At 68.8% G+C, this 22144-nt stretch carries 11 protein-coding genes; 2 read left to right on the forward strand and 9 right to left on the reverse strand.

Features of this window, described 5'->3' with window-relative positions; all coding sequences use genetic code 11:
* Positions 1–58: 58 nt before the first annotated feature.
* Together ACYVKL_RS20255 and ACYVKL_RS20260 are read right to left on the reverse strand one after the other, a co-directional pair.
* Positions 59–1693 carry a serine/threonine-protein kinase gene (locus ACYVKL_RS20255; protein ID WP_379165310.1) on the reverse strand — a complete coding sequence of 545 codons (1635 nt, stop codon included), beginning with the start codon at positions 1691–1693 and terminating at the stop codon, positions 59–61.
* 12 nt (positions 1694–1705) lie between these two features.
* Entirely contained in the window at positions 1706–3583 is a 1878-nt protein-coding gene (locus ACYVKL_RS20260; RefSeq protein WP_379165311.1) for a serine/threonine-protein kinase, read from the reverse strand.
* 68 nt (positions 3584–3651) lie between these two features.
* Between ACYVKL_RS20260 and ACYVKL_RS20265 the strand changes: the two genes are divergently transcribed.
* Both ACYVKL_RS20265 and ACYVKL_RS20270 read left to right on the forward strand, forming a co-directional pair.
* Positions 3652–6906, forward strand: coding sequence for an arabinosyltransferase domain-containing protein (locus tag ACYVKL_RS20265; protein WP_379165312.1), 3255 nt, complete (start codon positions 3652–3654; stop codon positions 6904–6906).
* 124 nt (positions 6907–7030) lie between these two features.
* Entirely contained in the window at positions 7031–10390 is a 3360-nt protein-coding gene (locus ACYVKL_RS20270; RefSeq protein WP_379165313.1) for an arabinosyltransferase domain-containing protein, read from the forward strand.
* An 81-nt stretch (positions 10391–10471) separates the two neighbouring features.
* On the opposite strand, the gene ACYVKL_RS20275 is transcribed toward ACYVKL_RS20270, so the two are convergent.
* The 7 genes from ACYVKL_RS20275 to ACYVKL_RS20305 form a co-directional block, all read right to left on the reverse strand.
* Positions 10472–10678 (reverse strand): DUF5988 family protein, encoded by a 207-nt coding sequence (locus ACYVKL_RS20275; protein ID WP_357189787.1) that lies wholly within the window; start codon positions 10676–10678, stop codon positions 10472–10474.
* 61 nt (positions 10679–10739) lie between these two features.
* Positions 10740–11216 (reverse strand): hypothetical protein, encoded by a 477-nt coding sequence (locus ACYVKL_RS20280; protein ID WP_379165314.1) that lies wholly within the window; start codon positions 11214–11216, stop codon positions 10740–10742.
* An 86-nt stretch (positions 11217–11302) separates the two neighbouring features.
* Complete coding sequence (locus tag ACYVKL_RS20285; RefSeq protein ID WP_379165315.1) at positions 11303–12847, reverse strand: acyl-CoA carboxylase subunit beta; 1545 nt, start codon at positions 12845–12847, stop codon at positions 11303–11305.
* 52 nt (positions 12848–12899) lie between these two features.
* Entirely contained in the window at positions 12900–18023 is a 5124-nt protein-coding gene (pks13, locus tag ACYVKL_RS20290) for a polyketide synthase Pks13 (protein ID WP_379165316.1), read from the reverse strand.
* 103 nt (positions 18024–18126) lie between these two features.
* On the reverse strand, positions 18127–20049 hold the full coding sequence (gene fadD32 / locus ACYVKL_RS20295; protein ID WP_379165317.1) for a long-chain-fatty-acid--AMP ligase FadD32: 1923 nt from the start codon (positions 20047–20049) through the stop codon (positions 18127–18129).
* 415 nt (positions 20050–20464) lie between these two features.
* Positions 20465–21448: a cutinase family protein gene (locus ACYVKL_RS20300; protein WP_379165318.1), complete on the reverse strand. Its 984-nt coding sequence runs from the start codon at positions 21446–21448 to the stop codon at positions 20465–20467.
* Entirely contained in the window at positions 21445–21963 is a 519-nt protein-coding gene (locus tag ACYVKL_RS20305; protein ID WP_213558784.1) for a DUF732 domain-containing protein, read from the reverse strand. Before ACYVKL_RS20305 ends, ACYVKL_RS20300 begins: the two co-directional genes overlap by 4 nt.
* Between the last annotated feature and the right edge of the window lie 181 nt (positions 21964–22144).

Consider the following 22144-nt stretch of genomic DNA (forward strand, 5'->3'; position numbering starts at 1 on the left):
CGCGGGCGTGTCGTGCGAACCCTATCGAATTCGGGTCCGATAAAAGACTTTTCGGTTCTCAGTTACTTCGGGTGTAGGTCACCGAACCGCTGCGGGACAGGGCGCGGGTGATCAGGCCGTCGCTCAGCACCAGCTCGTGGGTGCCCTGGACCAGGCAGCCGTCGGCATCGCCGGTGACCAGACTGCCCGCGCCGACGGTGATGTCGCCGGTGGCGGGAACACCCAGCAGGCGGTAGTCGAAGACGCAGATCGGGCGGTTGTCGCGCAGCACGGTGGAGGTGACGACGACGTCGTTCAGGCCGCCCTGGCGGATGGTCAGGCGGTAGCGGTCGGCATTGGCGGTGCTGGTGCCCGACCAGTCGCCGACGAAGGCGGCCGGGATTCGGCCCGCGGGCGCGGTCGGCGGTGCGGCGGCGTCGGAGGTGCGCGCCGACGGCACGGCCGTGGCCACCGTGGGGACGTCGGCGGACAACGGTGTGCTGCTGGACCTTCCGTGACTTTCCAGGTTCAGCGTGACCACGACGGCACCGGCGCCGATCACCGCGGCGGCCAGGACGGCCAGCAGACCGGCGAGCATGCCGCGACCGGCGGCGGCCCGCACCGGCTCCGGGGTCCGATGCCGGTGCGACACAGCGTCTTCGAACGACCCGGCGGGCGCGCCGTACGCGACACCGTAGACCGGTGCGCCCGGATCGGTGCGGTATCCGCCCCCGGCCAGGGCGGTCGGATCGGTACGCGGGGACCGCAACAGGGTCGGATCGGTGCGCGGGGAGCGCAGCACGGCCGGGTCGGTGACGAAGCCGTGTGGTCCCGGGTTCAGCAGGGTCGCGGCGGGATTCAGCACGGTCGGGGCGGAGGCGGTCTGCCAGGCGTGCCAGGCGGCGTCGGCGAAATCGGTGCAGCTGGCGAATCTTTCGTCCGGATGCTTGGCGAGGGCGCGATCGAAGACCGGGTCGAAGGCCGCGGACAGGTCGGGGCGCAGCTGGGTGACGTGCAGCGGCGGGGTGCTGGTGTGGGCGTAGATCCAGCCCGCCAGGTCGGTGGCGAGGAACGGCCGGGCGCCGGTGAGCAGCACGAAAAGTGTGCAGGCCAGCGAATATTGGTCGGTGCGCGGGTCCAGGAAACGGCCCGACACCTGTTCGGGCGAGGCGAAGGCGAAGGTGGCGGAGATGTCGCCGGTCTTGGTGACGTGCGTGGTCTCGTCACGCAGGCGGGCGATGCCGAAGTCGGTGAGCAGCGCGCGCTCGGGCCGGCCGTCCTCGGCCGGGGAGAGCAGGATGTTGGAGGGTTTCACGTCGCGGTGCAGCACGCCCTTGCCGTGCGCATAGTCGAGGGCCGAGGCGACGCCGCCGCCGATGTGCAAGGCGCGTTCGGGCGAGAGCCCCGAGAGGCCGTCGGCGTCCGGCCCGGCCACGAATTGCATGGCGATCCACAGTCTTCCGGCGTCACGGCCGCGGTCGTAGACCGACACGATGTTCGGATGGTCGAAGCGGGCGGTGATGTCGGCCTCCCGTTCGAAGCGCCGCCAGGCTTCGGTGTCGGCGTCGACCTCGTCGCGGTTGAAGACCTTGAGGGCGGCCAGGCGCGGCAGGCGTGGATGCCGGGCCGCGTAGACGGTGCCCGATCCCCCGGCCCCGATCCAGCGTTCGATGACGTATCCGGCGATGTCCTCGCCCGGCTGCGGATCGGCCATGGTCGCACCTACCTACTTCAGCGGAGCCCTTTCGAGCCAGTCGGTCAGGAGGTTGTTCACCGTGTGCCCGGGCCAGCGCAGCACCATGACGAAGCGGGAGCGCGGATCACCGTCGGGGAAGGAGACGGCGGCCAGGGCGCGGTGCGCCTCGGTGTCCTGGGTGCGGGCCGGGTCCACGGCGGCCGCGGTGGTGACGGTGAGCTCGCCCGCCACGTCCGGGTGGGTGACCGGGGTGACGCGGGCGTCGCCGCCGAAGAGCAGGGCGGCCACGGATCTGCCGGGGCGGGTGTCGAAGTCGAGCAGGTCGAAGCGGGGCTGGCCGGTGGCGTCGTCGGCATTGCAGCGCACCCGGTGCGCGCCCTGGCCGGCCTCGCCCGGGCCGGGATCGGTGGCACGGCACGAACCGCCCTGCCAGCCCACGGCGGTGCCGGCCGCGGAGAGCTGGCCGATCAGGCTGGGGAAGGCGCGCGCGATGGCGGCGTCGTCCCGCCCCCAGGACGCGATCAGCGCGTCGGTGCTGGTGTACGTGATCAGCCCGCTCACATCGGTTTTGCGGCTCACTCGGCCGTCGGGCAGCAGGGTGAGGGTGGTGGGCCCGTTGGCGCGGCAGGCGTTGGACGGCTCCCGCACCACGATCTCGGAGGTGCCGATGATGAGCCGGTCGCCGTCGCCGGGCACCTGGTCGAGCGGGGCCGAGAATTCGCAGTGGAACGGAGAACCGTTGGGCAGCACACCGTCCACGCGGTTGGACAGCACGGGATCGCCGATCTTGGCCTGCTGCACGGTGAGCCGGTAGTTGGTCTGGCCCTCGGTGGCCAGCCAGGTGCCGACGAAACGATCCGGCACCAACCCCGCCGCGGTGTGGGCGGGCGCGGAATCGCCCCGGTCGAGCGCGAAGCCCACGCCTCCGGCGGCCACCGCCGCCACCGCGATCGGGATCAGGATGCGTCGCTGGGTCAGCGTCCGCGACAACGGTTTCCGCTTGCGCCGGCGAACGCTGCGGGCCGGTGGATGCGGCAGCATGCGGGCCCGGGCGGTGACGGCCAGCGCCGGATCGGAGTAGTAGGCCTCGGCGGCGGCGTAGGCGAAGTCCGCGCAGTTGTCGAAGCGGTCCTCCGGATCCTTGGCCAGGGCCCGGTCGAAGACCTCGTCGAGGGCGGCGGGCAGGGCCGGATTCAGCTCACTGACCCGCCGCGGCCGTTCCCGGGTGTGGGCGTGCACCCAGGCCAGCGGGTTGTCGGCGCTGAACGGCCGATGGTCGGTCAGGAGCACGAAAAGCGTGCAGGCCAGCGAGTATTGATCCGATCGCGGACCGACCGGTTTCCCGCTCACCTGCTCCGGTGACGCGAAAGCGAAAGTGGCGGAAATGTTTCCGGTCTGGGTGAGCTTGGTGGTCTCGTCGCGCAGCCGGGCGATGCCGAAATCGGTGAGCAGCGCCCGCTCCGGACGCCCGCTGTCGGGATCGGCGATCAAGATGTTCGACGGCTTCACATCCCGGTGCAGCACGCCCTTGCCGTGCGCGTAATCCAGCGCGGCCCCGATGTCACCACCGATGGTCAGCGCCCGATCCGGCGAAACACGGTGCAGTTCAGCGGCATCCGAACCATCCACATACTGCATGGAGATCCAGAACCGGTCCTCGGTGACGCCGCGATCGTAGATCTGCACGATATTGGGATGGTCGAAGTGGGCCGCGATGTCGGCTTCGCGCTCGAACCGCTGCCACACCTCGTCGTCCTCGGCGACCTCATCGCGCTTCAAGATCTTCAAAGCCGTGAGCCGGGGCAAGCGCGGATGCCGGGCCGCGTAGACAACGCCCGATCCCCCGGCCCCGATCCGCCGCGCGATCACATACCCGGCGAGAACTTCGCCAGGTCGCAGCTCGGTCATGCTTCCTCTTGTCTTCCGGCCCGGCCCCACGCCCAGTTCGGATACCAACCATCATAGAGTCGTTCTTCGTGCGCGCAGACTCCCGAGCGTTCCACCGCATCCGCATCCTCGCCTTGGTATCCGGTCTCATCGGATTCCTGCTGGCGGTGATCACGCCGATCCTGCCCGTGCAGCAGGACCGGCCGACACTGCATTGGCCACAAGGGGATACGGCCGACGTGGCCGCTCCCCTGGTGTCCTACGTGCCGTTGAGCCTGGACCTGACCCTGCCGTGTCAGACGCTGCGCGAGCTGCCCAGCGGCACCCTGTTCTCGACGGTGCCCTCCGCATCGGGGCAGGCCGAGACCAAGGGACTGGTCGTCAAGGTCAGCGACGAACCGGGCAAGGGGCCCACGGTTTCGGTGCTGGCGCGGCTGATTCCGCTGCTGTCCGCGCCGGTGGCCGAGATCGGCGACTGCGGGGCCATCACGGTCCGGTCGGACGCTGACCAGACCCGGGTGGAATTCACCGGGGTCACGCGCAAGGACGGGACACCGTTCGTCGGCACGGTCGGCGGGGACACCCGGCCGCAGGTGGTAGGCCTGTTCACCGATCTGAAGCGGGACCAGCTCGGGAACGCTTCCGCCACCGTGAACATCGACGCGCGGTTCACCTCGAGCCCGAGCTGGCTCAAGCGGGGCGCGATCATCGGAGCGGTGCTGTTCACCCTGCTGGCGCTCTACGCGCTGCACCTGCTCGACACCTCCGACGGGCGCAAGCCGCGCCGGTTCCTGCCCGCGCACTGGTGGCGGGTCCGGCTCGCCGACGTCGCGGTGCTGGGCACCCTGGTGGTGTGGCACTTCATCGGGGCGAACACCTCCGATGACGGCTACATCCTGAATATGGCTCGGGCCTCGAAGTATTCGGGCTACATGGCCAACTACTACCGCTGGTTCGGGGTGGCCGAAGCGCCGTTCGGGTGGCCGTACGAGGTGCTGGCCTGGATGACCCGGATCAGCGACTCCAGCCCGTGGATGCGACTGCCCGCGCTGCTGGCCGGCATCGTGTGCTGGCTGGTGATCAGCCGGGAAGTGCTGCCGCGCTTGGGATCGCGGGTGCGGCGCGACCAGGTGGCCGTCTGGACCGCCGGCCTGGTGTTCCTGGCCGCCTGGATGCCCTACGACAACGGCCTGCGACCGGAACCGCTGATCGCCGCCGGCGCGCTGCTGACCTGGTGCTCCATCGAACGGGCCATCGCCACCGGGCGGCTGCTGCCCGCGGCGGTCGGCGTACTGATCGCGGCCTTCTCACTCGCCGCCGGACCCACCGGCCTGATCTGCATCGCGGCCATGATCGCGGGCGCGCGACCGGTGCTCATGGTCATCATCAAGCGGGCGAAGAATCAGCCGGGCAACCGGCTGCTGCGCTACGCGGCGCTGCTGGCGCCGGGCATGGCCGCCGGAACCCTGGTGCTGGTGGTCGTTTTCGGCGACCAGACCCTGGCCTCGGTCATGGAGGCCACCCGGGTGCGCACCCTGATCGGACCCAATGTGGCCTGGTTCGACGAGCGCACGCGCTGGGATTCGCTGCTCATGCTCTCCCCCGACGGCTCGCTGGCCCGCCGCTTCGGCATCCTGGCCATGCTGCTGTGCCTGGGCGTGTGCGTCATGGTGATGCTGCGCAAGAACGGCCGCATCCCGGGCACCTCGCGCGGGCCGTCGGCGCGGGTGCTGGGCATCGTGTTCATGTCGCTGTTCCTGATGATGTTCACGCCCACCAAGTGGACCCACCACTTCGGCGTCTACGCGGGGCTGGCGGGCTCGCTGGCGGCACTGGCCGCGGTCGCGGTGGGGGTCAACGGGATTCGCTCGCCGCGCAACCGGACGCTGTTCACGGCCGCCGTGTTCTTCCTGCTGGCCATGACCTTCACCGGGCCCAACGGCTGGTGGTACGTGTCCAGCTACGGCGTGCCGTGGTTCGACAAGGCCCCGCTGGTCGCGGGCAAGGGCTTCTCGACGCTGTTCCTCGGCCTGGCCGTGCTGTGCCTGCTGATCGCGGCCTACCAGCACTTCCGGGAGCCGTACGCGCAGCCGCGCCCGGTCCGCGGGTTCGACAAGTTCGCCAGCATGCCGCTCACCATCGCGGCGGCGGCGCTGGTGCTGTTCGAGGTGCTGTCGCTGGCCAAGGCGGCGGTCGGGCAGTACCCGGCCTACTCCATCGCGCAGTCGAATCTGCGCGCGCTGAAGGGCGATTCGTGCGCCCTGGCCAACGAGGTGCTGGTGGAGACCGACACCGCCGGGTCGCTGCTGCATCCGTGGACCGGCTCCGACGCCGACGGATTGGCCGCGCAGAACACCGGATTCAACCCCAACGGCGTGGCCTCCGACCTCACCGCGGACGCCGAGGAGACCGTCACCGGCGGCGCCAACTCGGTGAACGACAAGTCCGGCAACAAGACCTCCAAGACCACCGGCGCGGGCACCGGCGGCGGCAAGAGCGAGCAGGCCGGCGTGAACGGCAGCTCGGTCGCCCTGCCGTTCGGCCTGGACCCGGCCAAGACCCCGGTCCTGGGCAGTTACACCGATGGCGAGCAGCAGGTTTCGAAGCTCACCACGCAGTGGTACAACGCCGAGCAGTTGAGCCGGGTGCGCAATGATCCCGCCTACCAGGTGCTGGTGGTGACGGCCGCGGGCCGGATCAAGTCCTTCGACAAGGACGGCGTCCAGACCTATGGACAGGACCTGATCGTCGAATACGGCACCCGCGACGCCTCCGGCGCCGTCGGCGACGTCGGCCAGATCCGGCCCATCGACATCGGCCCCAACCCGTCCTGGCGCAACCTGCGCATCCCGCTGGACCAGATCCCCGCGGGCGCGAACGCGATTCGCCTGGTGGCCAACGACGCCGACATCACCCCGCGCCAGTGGCTGGCCGTCACCCCGCCCCGGCTGCCCAAGCTGGAGACGCTGAATTCCCTTGTCGGCGCGCACGCCCCCGTGCTCGAGGACTGGCACGTCGGCCTCGCCTTCCCGTGCCAGCGCCCGTTCGACCACCACGACGGCGTCGCCGAGGTGCCCGAATGGCGGATCCTGCCCGACCGGGTGGGTCAGGACGCCTCCAATGCCTGGCAGGACGACATCGGCGGCGGTCCGCTCGGCTGGACCGGCCTGCTGCTGCAGTCGCAGACCCGGCCGTCGTACCTGAACCACGACTGGCGGCGGGACTGGGGCGCACTCGAGCAGTTCACGCCCTACGTCCCGAGCGCGAATTCCCGCCCGACCCTGGACGTGACCGTGCAAACCCGCTCCGGACTGGCCAAGGACTCGCCGATCAAGGCCAAGTAGGAGTTGTGAGAAGCCCGCTCGAAGCACTGCTTCGGGCGGGCTTCTTCGATGACTTTCACTATGCCTGTCACGGCACGGGAGTGAACACGGCCACTCTCAGCGAGGGCAGATACGATCAGCAACCGTGCCAGACGCCTCCGCAGTCCTCACCAAGCCGAATCCACCGGCGACCGACCCGGCGACTCCGCGCGACTTCCGGATCGCCAAGCTGATAGCCATTGTCGCGGGCCTGCTCGGGGCGCTGTTCGCGCTGGCGACGCCGTTCCTGCCGGTGCAGCAGACACAGGCGGAGCTGAGCTGGCCGCAGGCCGGGTCACTCGATCCGGTGCAGGCGGCCCTGGTGTCGCAGGTGCCGATCGACGTGAACGTCACCATCCCCTGTTCCGCGGTCGGGCAACTGGATCCGCGCGGCGGCATCCTGCTGGCAACGGCGCCGCCGCAGGGCAAGGGCGCGGACTTGGAGGCCATGTTCGTCCGCGTGTCCGGCGAGAGCGTGGACGTGCTGGACCGGAATGCCGTGGTGGCCACCGCCACCCGCGCGGAGATGAGCGAGTGCTCCAAACTCGTCATCACCTCCGACAGCACCCAGACCTACGCGAACTTCGAGGGCGTCACCCGCACCGTCGAGAAGACCACCCCCGACGGCGGCCGTGAACTGGTCACCGTCCCCGTCGACGGCCGGCTGCTGGGCGACCTGCGGCCCCAGGTGGTGGGCATCTTCACCGACATGAAAGGCGGCGTGCCGGACGGCCTTTCGTTCCACATGACGATCGACTCCCGGTTCTCCTCCTCGCCGACCGTGCTGAAAATGGTCGCCGTCATCGCCGCCGTGCTGCTCACCCTGCTGTCCATGGGCGCGCTCGCGGTGCTGGACACCAGCGACGGGCGCGGACACCGGCGCATCCTGCCCGCGCACTGGCTGAAGCCGACCTGGGCCGACGGCGGCATCATCGGCACCCTGCTGCTGTGGCATTTCGTGGGCGCCAACACCTCCGACGACGGCTACATCCTGAGCATGGTGCGGGTCGCCCCGCACGCGGGCTACCTGGCCAACTACTTCCGCTGGTTCGGCGTGCCGGAAGCGCCGTTCGGCTGGTACTACTACGTCATCCAGGCCTTCGCCGAGATCTCCACCGCCAGCCCGTGGGTGCGAATTCCCGCGCTGCTCTGCGGAATCCTGTGCTGGATGGTGATCAGCCGCGAGGTGGTGCCGCGACTGGGCAACGCGGTCGCGCGGTCCAAGGTCGCGCTGTGGACCGGCGGCCTGGTGTTCCTGGCCTTCTGGCTGCCCTACGACAACGGCCTGCGGTCGGAGCCGATCGTGGCCCTGGGCGCGCTGCTCACCTGGGTCTCCATCGAACGCGCCATCGCCACCTCACGCCTGCTGCCCGCCGCGGTCGCGGTGCTGGTGGCGGCGTTCACGCTGGCGGCCGCACCGACCGGCCTGATGTGTGTGGCGGCCCTGCTCGCCGGTATCCGGCCACTGGTCGCGATCGTGGTGCGGCGGCGCAAGCAGTTCGGCGATCTGGCCCTGCTCTCGCCCATCGCGGCGGCCGGAACCCTGGTGCTGGTGGTCGTTTTCGCCGACCAGACCTTCGCCGGGATCATGGAGGCCAACCGGGTGCGGCAGGTGACCGGACCGAATCTGGCCTGGTACAAGGACTACCTGCGCTACTACTACCTGTTCGTCGAGACGGTGGACGGTTCGCTGGCGCGGCGGTTCGCGTTCCTGCTCATGATCCTGTGCCTGATCACCACCATGCTGGTGCTGCTGCGCCGGCGGCAGGTGCCGGGCATCGCCAGCGCGCCGACCTGGCGGCTGATGGGCGTGGTCTTCGGAACCATCTTCTTCATGATGTTCAACCCGACCAAGTGGACCCACCACTTCGGTTCGTACGCGGGCATCGCGGGCTCGCTGGCGGCGGTGACCGCGGTCGCGGTGTCGGCCACCGCGCTGCGCTCGCGCAAGAACCGGTCGGTCTTCCTGGCCGGGCTGCTGTTCACCCTTGCCGTCGCCTTCTCCGGCATCAACGGCTACTGGTACGTCTCCAGCTACGGCGTGCCGTGGTACGACAAGACCGTCTCCCTGCACGGCTTCCAGTCCAACACCCTGATGCTCATGCTGTTCGGGCTGGCGCTGGCCGTGGTGGCCTGGCAGTCGCTGCGTGAGGGCTACGCCAAGCCGATGGACAACGGGAAGACCCGGCGCGGCAAGCGGATCCGCAAGTTCGCCGCCATCCCGCTGACCGTGGTCGCGGCGCTCATGGTGATCTTCGAGGTGGTGTCGCTGCTCAAGGGCGCGGCACAGCAGTACCCCGCGTACTCGCTGGCGCGCTCGAACATCGACGCGGTCACCGGCAAGACCTGCGGTCTGGCCAATGACGTGCTGGTCGAGGGAAACGTCAACGGCGGCAACCTGACCCCGATCATCGACCCGGCCCACCCGCCGCAGAACGGTGATCCGCTGGCCGGTGAGAACCCGGTCGGCTTCTCCGCCAACGGCGTCGCCGCCAAGCTGGACGCCGACAGCGTCGAGGTGAAGCCGGGTACCGGCAACACCTCCACCCAGACCGTCGGCCCGGCCTTCGAGGAGGGCCAGAACGCGGGCACCGGCGGCGGCAAGGGCGCGCAGGGCGTCAACGGGTCCACCGTGGCCCTGCCCTTCGGCCTGGATCCGGCCACCACGCCGGTGATGGGCAGCTACCAGGACGGCGTGCAGCAGCCCGCCTCGCTGACCTCCAGCTGGTACCAGCTGCCGCAGCGCTCGGACGACACCCCGCTGATCGTCATCTCGGCGGCGGGCCGGGTGATGTCCTTCGACGACACCGGCAACATGACCTACGGCCAGGACATCTTCCTGGAGTACGCGCACCGCAATCCGGACGGCACGCTCGGTGAGATCCGGTCCTACCGGCCGCTGGACATCGGCCCGGCCCCGTCGTGGCGGAACCTGCGCGTCCCGTTCAAGGCGCTGTCCGACGACGCCAACGTGGTGCGCATCCGCGCCAACGACCCGATCCTGATCGGCGATCAGTGGCTGGCGTTCACCCCGCCGCGGGTGCCGAAGCTGGTGTCGCTCAACAGCTATCTGGGCGAGACCCAGCCGATCCTGCTGGACTGGGCGGTGGGCCTGCAGTTCCCCTGCCAGCACCCGTTCGACCACCGCAACGGCGTGGTCGAGGCGGCCCCCAAGTACCGCATCCTGCCCGATCGCCCGCTCGCCATCAGCTCCACGAACACCTGGCAGGCCCAGGAGTTCGGCGGGCCGCTGGGCTGGGCGCAGATGCTGGCGTCGTCGAAGACGGTCCCGACCTATCTGAAGGACAACTACGACCGAGACTGGGGTTCGCTGGAGGAATACGTCCCGCACTACCCGAACCCGGCCGACCCGACCAAGGGCCAGTTCCCCAAGCCCGCGCAGATCGACACCCACGAGGTGACGCGCTCCGGGTTCTGGTCACCGGGCAAGATGCGCGTGTTCTGACCCGGGACACCGGGTAATCGGTGGCCGCCCGTGATCTCGCGGGCGGCCACTCGCGCTGTCGGGCCCTATCGTTTCCGGTCGCTACGGCTTGGCGTCCACGTGGGCGACCCACTCGTAGACGGGCAGGCTGCCGTCCGGGGTGTCCTGCCACCGTGACGTGACCTTGAAACGCTCGTACCCGTTTCCGTACGCGACCCGCAGTTCGACGCCCGGTGGAGTGATCCGAACGATTCGTGTTTCGAGGCCTTCCGGCCCGCCTTCGAGTAGCGCCAACGGTGAGGTACTCATAGCTGAAGGCTCTCACATCCGCGCCTGCCAGCCGATAGATTCAGCGCAATCGGCGAGCCGCCTAGACCAGGCCCATCAGCTTCATCAGGGCCACCAGCGGCCCGCCGATGACCGGGATCGCGCTGAAGCTGCCGGTGCCGCCCATGCTGCCCTCGGGGACGGCCGTGGCCTGGATCCCGAGGGTCGAACCGCCGTTGGCGCCGACGGTCAGATCGTCGTTGGCGGTGAAGGAGTACTGCCCGGCCGCCGCCGGGGACCAGGTCAGGACCGCGTTGCCCGAGCTGTCGACCGGGATGGTGCCGAGGCTGACGACTGCGGAGGCGCCTGGATTCAGGACCCAGAAGCCAACCTGCGTGCCCGCATTCGGTGCGGCGACGTGCACGGTCAGCTTGTACGACGTGCCGACGTGCGCCAGACCACCGGGGAACACGATTCCGTAGGTCTGTGCGGACGCGGCCGGTGCGGACATGACCGCCGCCGCGGTGGCGGCGGTGGCCACGCCACCGATGATGAGTTGCCGAATTCGACGGGTAGCCATTAGCGCTTCGCTCCCAAGGCTCGCATTTCAGAATTGAAATGCGAGCCTTTCACACCTTGTGGCCAGCCGCAACGACTTCCGGAAACCTACAACGGCAGCAGGTGATGCTTACGCGGATTGCGGGGAATTCTCTTGTCGCGAAGCAATCGCAACGCCCGCCGGATTTCCAGCCGGGTACTCGACGGTTCGATCACCGCGTCGATATAGCCACGCTCGGCCGCCACCCACGGCGTCGCCACCGTGGCGTTGTAGAAGTCGATCATCTGCTTGCGCATGTCCGCCCGCTGCTCCTCCGGAGCCGCCGCCAAGGTCTTCGCACCGATCAGCGACACCGCGCTCTCCGCGCCCATCACCGCGATCCGCGCCGTCGGCCAGGCCAGATTGACGTCCGCGCCCAGCTGCTTGGAACCCATCACGGCATAGCCGCCGCCATAGGACTTGCGGATCACCACGGTCACCTTCGGCACCGTCGCCTCCACGAACGAGAAGATGAAGCGGCCGCCGCGCTTGATGACGCCGATCTTCTCCTGCTCCACCCCGGGTAGGAAGCCCGGCGTATCGACCACGAAGACCAGCGGAATCTCGAAAGCGTCGCAGAGCCGGACGAAGTGGGCGGCCTTGTCCGAAGCGCGCGCATCCAGCGCGCCCGCGTAGACCAGGGGCTGGTTGGCCACCACGCCGATGCTGCGACCGTCCACCCGGGCGAAACCGCAGATCACATTGCGGCCCGAGGCCTCACCGAATTCGTGGAAGGCGCCGTCGTCGAAGATGCGCAGCAGGATGTCGTGCATGTCGTAGCCGGCGTTGTCGGCGTCGGGCACGATCGCCTCGAGCTCCCGATCCGACTCGGTGATCTCCGGTTCCAGACCGGGATTCACGATCGGCGGCAGCTCCTGGCAGCTGGAGGGCAGATAGCTCAGGTAGTCGCGCACCCACTCGAACGCGTCCTTCTCGGTCCGCGCCACATGGTGGATATTGCCGTATTGCGCTTGGGAATTCGCGCCGCCGAGCTCCTCGAGACTCACGTCCTCACCGGTGACCTCGCGGATCACCTTGGGACCGGTCACGAACATGTACGCCTCTTCGGTGGCGACCACGACGTCGGTATTGATCGGCGCGTACACCGCGCCGCCCGCGCAACTGCCCAGGATCATCGAGATCTGAGGCACCAAGCCGGACAACGGTTCCTGCCGCCGCCCCAGCTCGGCGTACCAGGCCAGCGAGGTCACCGCCTCCTGCACGCGGGCGCCGCCGGAGTCGTTGATGCCGACCACCGGACAGCCCATCTTGGCCGCGAATTCCATGATGGCCGCGACCTTGCGGCCGAACATCTCGCCGACCGAACCGCCGTACACGGTCTGGTCGTGCGAGAAGACCGCCACCGGCCGGCCCTCCACCAGGCCGTGACCGGTGACCACGCCGTCGCCGTAGAGGGCGCTCTTGTCGCCCGGATTGCGCACCAGCGCACCGACTTCCACGAAAGTGCCGGGGTCCATCAGCATGTCGATCCGCTCGCGGGCGGACGGAATGGATTTCCGCGCCCGCTTGGCGATACCGGCCTCCCCCGCCGGTTCCCTCGCGATGCCGAGCTTGAGTCGAAGGTCGGCGAGTTTATCGGCGGTGGTGCTCACTGGACTCCTTTCGGCAAAAACCTACTTTCGCAGAACCCGTGACGCGGTGGTGCTATTTCCCGGTGGTGTCGATCTCGGCGAGTTTCTTGGTGAGGTCGGCACCGATAGTCGCGATCCGCGGCTCATCGATGATCTGGAGATGGTCACCCGGAATGTGGATAACCTCCAGCGCCGGAATGTGCTCCGACCACCCACCATTCGGGCGGCGATCGCCGAAGCGCGGTTCCAGCTCGATCATGCCGTCGTGGTAACGGTCTGCGAGGTAGAGCGTCACGTCGCCGTCGTAGTTCGAGAGCTCGACCTTCTGCAGCTCACGGCTCTCAATGAAGGAAGTGCGTTGGTGTTCCATCACACCGCCCGGAATGTTCGCGCCCGCGAACTTCACCAGCTCCATGATGATCTGGATCTGGTCTTCGTCCGATGCCGCGGCCAGTTCCTCCAGCTGTTCATCGTCGAGTTCACCGGCGAAGCCGTAGGTCTTCTGCGCGAAGGACTGGTACCGGCGCATGCGCGCCACTCGTGCCTCGGGCGTATCCCGCTCCGGCTCAACCGGAATCGCCAGATCGATCAGGCCGACCAGGCGAACATCCGCACCCTCGGCGCGCATGATCTGAGCGACGGTCAGCGCGAACACCGCGCCCAGCGACCAGCCATAGAAAACGTACGGGCCTTCCGGCTGCCGCTTACGGATCTCCGGAATGTACTGGCGCGCCCGCTCTTCGATGGTGCCGTCGACCCGCTCGAAACCGAACATCGGAGTTCCGGCCGGAAGCCGCTTCAGCAGCGGCTCGTACACCAGGGTGTTGCCGCCCGACGGGTGGAACACGAAAACCGGCACGGCGTTCGATCCGGCTTCCTTCGCACGCAAGGTACGGACGAAGCCCTCGACGTCATCGCTGTGCTCCTGGTACTCCGCGACCACATCCGACATCTTCTCAATGGTCTCGCAGGCCCGGATCCGCTCGGGATCGATCTGCGCCTTGGCGCGTTCCGACAGCCGAGCGACCAACTTGCCGAAGGTCTCGTCGTCGAGCTTCGGCAGCGCGTTGAAGATGCCGCCCGCCGACTTGCCCGTCACCAGCGCCCAGGTCGCGAACACCAGCCGCTCCGGCGCGTTACGCGGCGGGACGTTGTCGGCGTCGGTCTCCGCCACCGGCGCGGACGCCTCGTAGTCGGCGACAACAGGTTCCGCGACGATCGCCTCGGCCTCGTCCACCGGCGAGGTGGTCTCGACCTTCGGCAGCAGCGCGGCCGGATCCTCGCCCGCGGCCATGGCGGCGCGCGCGGCGGAGACGAAGTCGGCGTCGACGGCGATGTCCTCACCGGCGGCCTGGCGGGCCGCGATGTCCTCGAGCTGATCGCGGTGCTCGATGGCGTAGCGCAGCACCTTGCCGACCTCGAGCAGGCTGGCGTCGCGCACCGCCTGGATCTGCAGCTGCGGGATGTCGAACTCGTACTCGACGCGGTTCTTGATGCGCATCGCCATCAGCGAGTCCAGACCCAGCTCCATGAGCGGGATCTCCATCGGCAGGTCCTCGACCGCGTAACCCATGGACTCGGCCACAATGATGGCCAGGCGCGCCTCGATGGTCTGCTTGCCGTTCGGATCCCAGCGCTCACCGGCGACCTCGGCCACCTCGACCACGGCCGGAGCCGCGGCGACGGCCGCGACCGGCTGCGCCACCGCCGATTCCGGCAGCGGCGCGCCGGAGGAGACGACGGCGTCGAACAGCGGGCGGAAGACGTTGCCGGCCTTGGCGTGCACCGACACCGACGCGCCGCCCGGATGCGGGGTGAGCGTCGTGGTCAGCGTGCCGTCAGCCGGAATCGCCTCGTGCGCCAGCGACGCGCCGACGGTGACATCCGAGAGCACCTGCGCGGCAGCGGCATTCACCAGCGCGGCCAGGTCGGTGACGGCCGCGGCCTGCACCTCCCAGACGTGGCGGCCGTCCGGCAGCGCCACGTGCGCACCCGGGACCCCGGCATTGCCCGAGCCGCCGAAGCCGCCGGTCACCTTGGGCCAGTACTGCTTACGCAGGAACGCGGTACGCGGCACGGCGGCGAAATCACCGGCGGGCAGCAGCGAGGACAGGTCCACCTTGTGGCCCTGCACGTACAGCTGCGCCAGCGCGGAGACGACGCCCGCGGCCTCGTCCTCCTTGCGCTTGAGCGTCGGGATCAGCGCCGCGTTGTGCACGCCGGCCGCGAAGGTGGTGCCCATCACCTGCATGAGCGCCACCGAGTTCGGCGCCAGCTCCAGGTAGGTGGTGATGCCGTTGTCCACGGCCTGGCGGATGGCATTGGTGAAGTACACCGAGCCACGCATGTTCATGACCCAGTAGTCCACGTCGTGCACCGGCGCGTTGCCGCCGCGGTAGACGGCCGCCGCGTGCACGGTCGAGTACAGGTCGCGCTTGAGCCTGGTGGGCTCGATGCCCGCCAGTTCGGCGGCCAATTCGCCCAGCAGCATGTCCATCTGCGAGGTGTGGCCCGCACCGCGGGTCTGCAGCACGCGGGCGAACTTGCCCTCGGCCTCGGCGCGCGCCACGATCGCGTGCACCTGTTCCGGCATGCCGCCGATCACCGTGTTGTTGGGCGCGGCGTAGACCGCGACCTCGATGTCGGGGAATTCGGTCTCGATCAGCTTGGCGATCTCTTCGGAGGAGTACTCCAGCAGAGCCATATTGCGGACCTGATCGTCGGTCAGCATGGCCTCGCCCTCGGCCATCAGCCGCGAGCGGGCGCAGATCACCCGGACCGCGTCCTCGAGCGGCAGACCGCCCGAGATGTACGCGCCCGCGACCTCACCCTGCGAGTGTCCGACCACGCCTTCGGGTTCCGCGCCGTGCGCGCGCAGCACCGAGGCCAGACCCACCTGAATGGTGAAGGTGCCGACCTGGCCGGTGCCGATGTCCCAGTCCTGCTCGTCGTCCAGGATCATCTCCCGGACCGAGTACCCGGCCTCGTCCACCACCAGCTCGTCGACCTGGTCGACGGCCTTGCGGAAGATCGAATTCTCCTGGTAGAGCTGCTTGCCCATCTTCCGGTGCTGCGCACCGAAACCGGCCATCACCCACAGCGCGCCACGGGCGGCCGGGGAATCGGCGGTGTAGACGCTGTTGCCCGGCTTGCCCTCGGCGATGGCCCGCAGGCCCGCGATGGCTTCCTCGTGGGTCTTGGCGACGACCACACCCCGGGAGCGGCCGTGGTTGCGCTTGGCCAGCACGCGGGCCACATCCACCAGCGGAGTCGCCTGTCCCGCCTCGGATTCCAGCCAGTCGGCCAGATCCTTGGCGGCGCGCTTGCGCCGCGAGGGCAGGTAGCCCGACACCGGAATGATGAGCGGCATCGGCTCTTCGCGATTGCCCCACTCCGGTTCCGGCGCAGCGACTTCCACGATGGCCTCGGCCTCGGCGACCACGTCGGTGGTCTCGGTGTCGAGATCGGCGGTCTGCGGCGCCGCGGGGGTGGCGGCGGCCGGGACGTACTCCTGCACGACCACGTGCGCGTTGGTGCCACCGAAACCGAAGCCGTTGATGCCGATGGTGGCCTTACCGCTGTAGCGCGGGAACTCGGTCGGCTGATCGGTGATCTTCAGGTGCGCCTGGTCGAACGGAATGAAGGGGCTCGGACCGGCGTAGTTGATGTGCGGCGGAATGACGTTGTGCTGCAACGCCATGATCACCTTGGCGAGGCTGGCCGCGCCCGCGGCGGCCTCGAGGTGACCGAAGTTGGTCTTGGCGGAACCCAGCAGCAAGGGCTTGTCCGTCTCGCGGCCGCGGCCCAGGACCCGGCCGAGGGCGTCGGCCTCGATCGGGTCGCCGATCGGCGTGCCGGTGCCGTGCGCCTCGAGGTAGTCGACCTGCGACGGCGCGATTCCGGCATCGCGGTAGGCCCGGCGCAGCACGTCGGCCTGCGCGTCCGGGTTGGGGGCGAGCAGGCCGTTGGAGCGGCCGTCGCTGTTGATCGCGGAGCCCTTGACGACCGCGTAGATGGTGTCGCCGTCGCGCTCGGCGTCGGCCAGGCGCTTGAGGACCACCAGACCGGCGCCCTCGGAACGCACCATGCCGTCGGCGTCCGACGAGAACGCCTTGATGTGACCGTCTTTCGACACACCGCCATTGGCGTCGAAGGCGAGCGTCGCGGCCGGGGACAGCAGCACGTTCACGCCGCCGGCCAGCGCCACATCGGCCTCACCGCCGCGCAGCGCGCGGACCGCCTGATGCACCGCGACCAGCGACGACGAGCACGCGGTGTCGACGGCCACCGACGGGCCGCGGAAGTCGAAGAAGTAGGAGACGCGGTTCGGGATGATGGCCGAAACGGCGCCCATGATCACGTAGCCCTCGGCGGAGAGCGGCGTGCCCGGATCGACGTTCCCGGCCGCCATGCCGGCGATGATCCCGAACTCGTTGCCGGTGGAGCCGATGAAGACGCCGACCTGCTCACCCTTGAGGGTGTTGGCCGGAATCCGGGCGTGCTCCAGCGCCTCCCAGGTCAGCTCCAGCGCGAGCCGCTGCTGCGGATCCATCCGCTCGACCTCGACCGGCGAGGTGGCGAAGAACTCCGCGTCGAAGCTCTTGATCACCTCCTGGTCGAGGTAACCGCCCTTGACGTTCGAGTTGGCGACCTGGTCGGCGACCCGGGGATCGGTCAGGAACTCCGACCAGCGGCCCTCGGGCAGATCGCGGATGGCGTCACCGCGGCCGATCAGGAAGTCCCAGGTGGATTCGGGTGTATCGCCCGCGCTCGGGAAACGAGTGGACAGGCCGACGATGGCGATGTCGTGGGCCTCGCCGGGCTGGAACCCCCGGGTGTAGAACGAGTCGTCGGCCGCCTCGGCCGGAAGATCGGGCTCACCGTTGATGATTCGCTCCGCCAGCGAACCGATGGTCGGGTGCTGGTACACGATGGTCGCGTTCAGCACGACCCCGGTCAGCTCCTCGATGTCGCCACCGAGCGCGAGGGCATCGCGCGAGGCCAGACCGAACTCCTCCATGGGCCGGTCCACCGTGATGTTCTCGAGCGGCTGCCCGGTCGCATCGGCGACCCAGCGGCGCAACCACTCCCGCAGATCCTGCACCGACATGTCGGCGACCGCCGGTTGCTTCGCGGCATCCGTGGTCGGCGCGTGCTCGGTCGTCTGGGTGGGGTCCGTGCCCTCGTTCTCAGCCATCAGTTCCTCAAGCTACCTGTCTGCTTACGGTGCGCGGCGGTGTTTTCATGCATGAATGGCGCGAACCGAGCGGCTCGCGCCATCCAACTATGAGACTGTCGTCTCACTCCTCGTCTGGTGCATCGGGGAAAGCCTGCTGCTTGTAACCACCCCGCAGGGTCCCGCCGATGTACTCCGCCTTGCAGGCGCGACGCGCGATCTTGCCGCTGGAGGTGCGCGGAATCGACCCGGCGGGCACGAGGAGGATGTCACGTGCGGTGACACCGTGCCGGGAGGAGATGGCCGCGCGGACCGCGTCCGCGATCGGGCCCGGATCGGCCTTGCCCGCACCCGGGCCGCGCTCGGCCACGATCACCAGCTGTTCGCTGGCGTCGTCGGCGTCGTAGCTCAGACCGGAGTGGCTGTCCTGCGCGAAGACCTCGGCGGGCAGCTGGTTGGCCGGCACCGCGAAAGCGGCGATGAAACCGGCGCGCAGCATGGTCGAGGACTCCTCCGCGGAGTACTCGAGATCCTGCGGGTAGTGGTTGCGGCCGTCCACGATGACCAGGTCCTTGACCCGGCCGGTGATGTACAGCTCGCCGTCCACGTAGACGCCGTAGTCACCGGTGCGCAGCCAGTTGCCGTCCAGCGGAACGTCGCCCGCCTTGCTGCCCTCGGGCAGGCGGTTGGTCAGGCGGTTCCGGAAGGTCTTCTGGGTCTCCTCGGCCCGGCCCCAGTAGCCGATGCCGATGTTGTTGCCGTGCAACCAGATCTCGCCGACCTCGCCCTCGGGGAGCTCACGCGCGCCCTCGGGATTGTCGACGGTCTCCGGGTCCACGATGGCGCCCCACTGCGACAGCGCCACGTAACCGCAGGAGACCTGCGCGATGGCGTTCTCGGTGCCCTGCTCGACCTTCACCACGCGACCGGCGTTGAGCTCGGTGCGGTCCACATAGATGACCTTGGCCTCGTCCTCGTGCCGGGTGGCCGACACGAACAGGGTGGCCTCGGCCATGCCGTAGCACGGCTTGATGGCGGTCTTGGGCAGGCCGTACGGCGCGAACGCCTCGTTGAACTTCTTCATCGAGGTGGTGGTCACCGGCTCGGAGCCGTTGATCAGGCCGAGCACGTTGGACAGGTCCAGCGACTCGCCCGCCTTGGGCAGGCCGCGCACGGCCGCGTGCTCGAACGCGAAGTTCGGTGCGGCGGCGAAGGTTCCGGCGCCGTCGGACACCGCGGCCAGCTCGTTGATCCACCGCGAGGGGCGGCGCACGAAGGAGGCCGGGGACATGATGGTGATGTACTTGCCGCCCACGGCGGGCAGGATCACCGTCAGCAGACCCATGTCGTGGTAGAGCGGCAGCCAGGTCACACCGCGCGAGTTCTCGTTCAGATCGAGCGCGTTCACCATCTGCAGCACATTGGTGCCGACACCGCGGTGGGTGATCTCGACACCGGCCGGCACGCGCGTGGAGCCGGAGGTGTACTGCAGGTAAGCGATGTCGTCGACGCGGATGTCGGGGCGGATCCAGGACTCACCGACACTATCCGGGATGGCATCGACCGCGATGATGCGCGGGCGCTGGGCCGCGGGCAGCGCGCGGAAGAACTGCCGCACGCCGGCGGCGGAGGAGCTCGCGGTCAGGATCGCGGCGGGCGTGCAGTCGCCGAGCACGGCGTGCAGCCGGTCGGTGTGGCCCGGCTCGTCCGGATCGAACAGCGGCACCGAGATGGTGCCCGCGTAGATCGCCGCGAAGAAGGAGATGACGTAATCCAGGCCCTGCGGGGCCAGGATGGCGACCCGGTCGCCCCGCTTGGTCACCTGCTGCAGTCGGGCGGCCACCGCGCGCAGCCGGGTGCCGAACTGGCTCCAAGTGAGATCCTGGTACTCACCGTCGCGCTCGCGTGAGTAGTCGATGTAGCGGTAGGCAAGGTCGTTCGCGTCATTGCCCGCAGTGTGCATCTCGACGTAGTCGACGAGGGTACGTCCCTCGGGAATCGTGATGTTCCCCGTTTCGTCGAGGTAATCGTCGAAAGTCTCGTCCATTCCTTCTTCTCCTCCGAGGCACACGCGGCATGGAACGGCTGCTTTGCCGCTGTTACCTGTGAGGCCCCGACTGTGTTCGCCCGCGGGAGCTCCATGGGAGAGCCAACCTGCAGAATTTCGTTGCGGTCTGCGCGGTGACCGTCTATTGGCTAGATGTTCTCGAGCCAGGGACATGTTACAGAGGAGCGATCCGGCCATGCTTCGGAGCGGCCGAACATCTCCCAGCTCACACCACTGGACTATCGCTTCACCGGCGCGAATGCCTCCAAATGGGTGGGGAGCGCCCCGGATAGGACACAACAAGGACAGGGATGTGAGTTGCCGCACCCACCGGGTCTCGGCAGTGTCGCAACCCGGAGCACTTTACCGGGTGACCCCCAAACTGGGGGGTTGGTCGGTGGGGGTCCCCATTCACTCACGAATGTGCTGGGTGCGGGGCGTTTTCGATCAAGCCCGAGGCCCAGTTCACGGTCCACTGGGTGGCGGTGGTCCCGTTGTCGTCCACCTGATAGCCGTTGTAGAGGCTGTGCACCGGGTTGCCGGCGGCCCTGACCAGGATGTTCACGCTGCCCAGGATATTGCCGGGGTTCAGCGCCTGGCGGGGCGAGTCACAGATCAAATCGCCTGCGGCGCAGATGGTGAAGGCCCGGTTGGAGAGCGCGCCGAAGCCGCCGCGCGGTCCGGTCATGGTGATGCCCGGAACATTCAGGCCCCGCAACGCCACTTCCGCGCCGACGCCCGCCGGGGACGGGCCGACCGCGGTGGCCTCGCCCGGATCGCCGACATCGCGGCGGCCGTCGGCGATGGTGGTCACGCCCAGCATCAGGTCCTCGGGCACCGGGCCCTTGCCCGCGCCGATCTGCGCGGCGATGTCGCCGGCGATCACCGCGCCCTGGGAGAAGCCGGCCAGCACGAAGGTGGTGAGCGGGCAGTCCGCGTGCGTCTTGGCCAGCTTGTCCGAGGCCCGCTTGGCGCCCTCGGAGCGGCTGTTGTTGTACGAGGACTGCCCGTCCGGCGGAATGGCGACCGGATTGGAGAACTGCGCGACGTACGGGACGGTGTAGACCTCGAGCCGTTCGTTGGGGAACTTGGCCCGGATCGGGTTGGAGACGTTCAACATCAGCGACGCCGGGTTCGCGGCCGGGTTGTAGGGGTCGTCGGTGGCATTCGACTCCCAGGTGCCCGGCACGGACAGCATGAGCACGTCCGGGCAGGTGGCCGGCTGCGAACTCGGACGAGGGGGACCCGGCGGCTTGGGACCAGGCAGCCGCAGCCGGCCGGCCAGCAGGTACCACAGCAGCAGCGCCACCACGACCACGATCACGATCGCGGCGATGGCGAGCAGCAGGCACCCGGCGGGCCGGTTCCGGCGTCGTCCGTTTCGGCGTCGTGTCGTCACTTGTTGCAGTAGCTCTTCGAGGCGACGTCGAAGTAGGTCTTACCCGCCTGCTCGACCGACATCTTGGCCGGATCGAAGGCCGGATCGGAGCCGGCGATGGCGGTCACGTAGGTGATGATCTGATCCTGCGGGGCGTTCTCGGCCTTGCCCTGGCAGACCAGATTCGCCGCGGTGATGGCGATGTCCGTGGAGCCCGGGGTGATGCCGGCCTTCTTCAGTTCCTCGAGGAAGCCCTTCTCCTTGTCCGTCAGCGCGGGGGAACCGGGCGGCGTGGTGAGGAACTGGCTCGGGATCGGCGCCGGCCGCTCGGTCGAGGTGCTCCCGTCGGGCGCGGCCTGCGGGGCCTGCTGATCGGAAGACGGCGTGGCGGCACCGGAGGCGGCGGCCGTGGTCTTGGTGGTGGTCAGCGTGGGCGTGCTCTTGGCGGTCGAGTCGTTGCTACCGCATGCGGCGAGCAGGCCGACGGCTGCGAGGGCGGCCACCACGCCGAATACCTTTCCACGGGTTCCGTGCATCTATTCGCTTCCTGATTCTGTCCAAGGGCAAAGGTCGCCCCCAGGCTAGCCGCAACCCGGTCGGAGAGCCCGGACCACAACGGACCCACATGCACTTCTTAGGGCCGATTAGGGTCTGTTTGCCGGAAAAGTCTCAGTTGGGACGGACCTCGGGGCCCAGCGCAGGGATCGGCGCGGGCGG

The organism is Nocardia tengchongensis (assembly GCF_054781395.1).

What these genes read in the sequence shown, in the direction of transcription:
- ACYVKL_RS20255 (WP_379165310.1), bottom strand. Translation starts at nt 1,693, where the DNA reads ATGGCCGATCCGCAGCCGGGCGAGGACATCGCCGGATACGTCATCGAA.
- ACYVKL_RS20260 (WP_379165311.1), bottom strand. Translation starts at nt 3,583, where the DNA reads ATGACCGAGCTGCGACCTGGCGAAGTTCTCGCCGGGTATGTGATCGCG.
- ACYVKL_RS20275 (WP_357189787.1), bottom strand. Translation starts at nt 10,678, where the DNA reads ATGAGTACCTCACCGTTGGCGCTACTCGAAGGCGGGCCGGAAGGCCTC.
- ACYVKL_RS20280 (WP_379165314.1), bottom strand. Translation starts at nt 11,216, where the DNA reads ATGGCTACCCGTCGAATTCGGCAACTCATCATCGGTGGCGTGGCCACC.
- pks13 (WP_379165316.1), bottom strand. Translation starts at nt 18,023, where the DNA reads ATGGCTGAGAACGAGGGCACGGACCCCACCCAGACGACCGAGCACGCG.
- fadD32 (WP_379165317.1), bottom strand. Translation starts at nt 20,049, where the DNA reads ATGGACGAGACTTTCGACGATTACCTCGACGAAACGGGGAACATCACG.
- ACYVKL_RS20305 (WP_213558784.1), bottom strand. Translation starts at nt 21,963, where the DNA reads ATGCACGGAACCCGTGGAAAGGTATTCGGCGTGGTGGCCGCCCTCGCA.